At 31.4% G+C, this 421-nt stretch carries 1 protein-coding gene; it reads left to right on the top strand.

The window, feature by feature from the left end:
* On the top strand, positions 1 to 421 hold a 421-nt coding region (locus M3193_RS16610; protein WP_251630018.1), incomplete at both ends, for a GTP-binding protein.

The raw sequence follows: 421 nt of genomic DNA, 5'->3' as shown, positions 1-421 counted from the left end.
ACATCAGGGGTAGAAGTTGGAACTGAAAAAGCATGGAGATTATTAGAAGAAAGACATCTTCCAAGAATTATATATATAAATAAAATGGATAAGGGATATATTAATTATGAAAAGCTATTGCTTGAATTAAAAGAAAAATTTGGTAAAAAAATAGCTCCATTCTGTGTACCTATTGGAGAAAAAGATGAATTTAAAGGATTTGTAAACGTTGTAGAGATGAAGGGAAGAATCTTCAATGGTGTTGAATGTGAAGATGGTGCTATCCCTGATCATATGGATATATCAGAAGTTAGAAATCTTCTTCTTGAAGCAGTTGCTGAAACAGATGAAGAGCTAATGGAAAAATATTTTAATGGAGAAGAATTTACATTAGAAGAGATAAAAAGAGGACTTCACAATGGTGTAGTATCTGGAGATGTAG

It is taken from the genome of Sporosarcina luteola (assembly GCF_023715585.1).
In the GTDB taxonomy this organism is placed as follows: Bacteria; Bacillota; Bacilli; order Bacillales_A; family Planococcaceae; genus Sporosarcina; species Sporosarcina luteola_D.
Note: the sequence above shows the minus strand (reverse complement) of the source record. Positions and strands in the feature narration are given on the sequence as shown.